This window comes from Flavobacterium sp., assembly GCF_049318185.1.
Taxonomy (GTDB): Bacteria; Bacteroidota; Bacteroidia; order Flavobacteriales; family Flavobacteriaceae; genus Flavobacterium.
In genome coordinates this window covers 1-2,776 of record NZ_JBMOGV010000195.1, presented here as the reverse complement: position 1 = coordinate 2,776, position 2,776 = coordinate 1, and the positions used below count along the sequence as shown (strand labels likewise).

The window sequence follows — 2,776 nt, the reverse complement described above, 5'->3', positions numbered from 1 at the left end:
ATTTTGTATATTTGAATAGTCCGATTTTTTTATCCCATGTATGGCAATTTGAGGTTGATAGGGGTGAGAGAGTAGCGACTATAGAAGGATTATCCCGCAAGCCTAGGAATGCACAACGTCAACAAAGGACACACATCTATGAATAGAATGTTTTTTATAATTGTGACTCTTTCATTTTTTGCTATTAGCTGTAATGGACAGAAAGAATCTAACCCAAAAATTGAGAAAGTCTTTCTTGATAAAACGGATACAACAAAAAACTGTTACACTATAATATATCCAACAAAATTTCCTTGGACAGGATATTTATTTCTTGTTCCAGGTTTTGGAGAAACAGCCGAAAACGTTTTACAGCAGACTGACTTGCCACAAAAGTTAGCTCAAAACGGAATATTGACAATTATTCCAACTTTTCAGGATGGTGTATTATCTTTTGGCGTGGATAGTCTAAGCCAACAAACGTTTGACAGAATTTTAAATGATGTAACTTCTAAACACAAACTGATTGACCAAAGATTTTATGTTGGTGGATTTTCAATTGGTGGTAGTTGTGCTATAAAATATGCGCAAAAAATTGCTGTAAAACCGGCAGCCGTTTTTGCAATTGACCCTCCACTCGACTTTGAAAGATTTTATAACTCGGCAAAAAGAGATATCAGACTTTCAAAAAACAATGAAGCCAATCAAGAATTCGTGTATATGATCGACAGACTTGAAAAAGAAACAGGAGGAAGTCCAAAAACAAAACTTTTTGAATATTACAGTCTTTCACCATATTCATTTTCAGACACAACACAGACGGCGGTTAAGAAACTAATCAATCTGCCTTTGAGAATATACACAGAACCCGACATAAATTGGTGGTTAAAAGAACGTGGAGCAGACTTAACAAGTATGAATGCGACCGAATGTTCAGCCATGATTAACGAACTAAATAGACTTGGAAATCAAAATGCAGAATTAATAACAACACAAAATAAAGGTTATCGAAAACCTGACAATAAAAGGCATCCGCATTCATGGAGTATTGTGTATAATGACGAACTAATAAAATGGTTACTAAAGCAGAAATAACGCCAGCAGGTAATATCGGCTAGGCAATATGGCAGCTAAAGTGCATCTGTGAAACATATGTGCTCCGTAACCCGCCCGAACGAAAAGTCCGTAAACTTTAACTGCTTTTTTTAAAAACCCGTATATGAAACAAGCAATTAGTATATTTACAGTTCTACTGATATCTATTAACTCGTTCAGTCAGAGCACTTATTCAGGTTTTATTGGCAAATATCCAATTGAGCTTGTCACAGACATTCAAGGTGACGGATACGCCAATGCAATTTATGCCTACACCAATTTTGACGCTCCTATTGTAATAAGGGGTACACTTAAAAAAAATAAATTAAATCTGTTTGAGAAAGATAATAAAGGTAATAATAAAGCAACCCTGACATTTGCCAATTTCAATATAGCTGACAAGGAGATGAGGGGAAGTTGGACAGACCTAAAAACTGGAGAACAGCTAAAAATTACTTTGACTAAATTATTTGATATTGATTACGGTGACAGTATCGAATGGAAAGATAGAGAAATTCTACAACCTGTTTCTATTGCCGATAAATATTTTAAACTTGTTGTTTCTAAATCAATAGGTGATTTTTATGCTAAAGTGACTGGAGTAAAAATCCATCAGAAAAAGACGGACAGTTTAATTCAACGAATTGACTTAGAATGTCAGCTTATGGGTCTGAATAATATAGACGTTGGAGACTACAACTTTGACGGCATTACAGATTTTTCTGTATTTGAGCACAGTGCTGCAGGACCCAATACTTCAAGTTTGTATTTTCTTTACAACAAGAAAACCGCAAGATATATCAATAGTGGTTTTCAAGGTACATCATTAGATTTTGATAGTGAAACGAAAAAAATCTACGAGCATAATCAATGTTGCGCAGGAAATAGTCATATGTATGCAGAATATAAAGTCGTAAATAATAAAATGGTTCTCATAAAAAGAACTTGTTTAGAATATAACGAGAAAAAGAAAGATTTCGTTAAGATAAAATGTGACTAAAAAAGCGTAAGCTCCCCCAAAATCCCCTCCATTCAAAAGTGCACAATACTTCATTTTACCCTACTCCCTTATTACGTAGCAGACAAAATTGTAGAATCAGGGCGTTCAGGAACGTTCTAATCCGTTCTGGAAAGATCATATAGCTACCAGAACCGACTATGGAATTGCCTGATATTAGTAAGAGGATGATAAAATCTTACTATTGACCCATTAGAAAACCGATGATATATTTTACTCGGGTGAGGTTGCGATGATAAGGCTGTTGTTGGAGAATTTTTACAAATATTGTATAGTCCGTCTTGTCTGTAAATAGGTTGCAAACAATCCATCTTACATTGCATGTATATTTATCTTAAAAACCACCCCTATGAGCAAAGGCTTTACCCTGGAAATAGAAAATGCTACGGAACAGGAAGTTTCAATTGATCTGTTTACCGAAGGATATATTTTACCCAACGGAATATCCGTTCACGCTATCAACAATACTGGGCTATCCTACCCGGAACTGCTGGGTATAGCGAGAACACAGAAATTCTCGGGGGAAGGGTTGCAAATAAGTGCAACCAATATCCTGATAACGATATATACAAAGGAAGGACAAACCACCCAAAATGTTAGCCGTGTACTGACTGATACGCCCATCATTATGGATGGGTATAATTGCTATTTGAGTGTTTCCCTGATGCCGGGGAAATATATTTT

General features: G+C 35.6%; 3 protein-coding genes. All 3 read left to right on the top strand.

The window, feature by feature from the left end:
• The first annotated feature begins 108 nt into the window (after window positions 1–108).
• Window positions 109–1,074: an alpha/beta hydrolase gene (locus ACOYLT_RS11425; RefSeq protein WP_422853970.1), complete on the top strand. Its 966-nt coding sequence runs from the start codon at window positions 109–111 to the stop codon at window positions 1,072–1,074.
• 124 nt (window positions 1,075–1,198) lie between these two features.
• On the top strand, window positions 1,199–2,074 hold the full coding sequence (locus ACOYLT_RS11420; protein ID WP_422853969.1) for an XAC2610-related protein: 876 nt from the start codon (window positions 1,199–1,201) through the stop codon (window positions 2,072–2,074).
• Between the two features lie 367 nt (window positions 2,075–2,441).
• The coding region (locus ACOYLT_RS11415) for a hypothetical protein (RefSeq protein ID WP_422853968.1) at window positions 2,442–2,776 on the top strand (335 nt) is incomplete at its 3' end.

Bases quoted from the DNA above. Each gene is read 5' to 3' on its own strand.
- ACOYLT_RS11420 (WP_422853969.1), top strand. From the start codon at position 1,199: ATGAAACAAGCAATTAGTATATTTACAGTTCTACTGATATCTATTAAC.
- ACOYLT_RS11425 (WP_422853970.1), top strand. From the start codon at position 109: ATGCACAACGTCAACAAAGGACACACATCTATGAATAGAATGTTTTTT.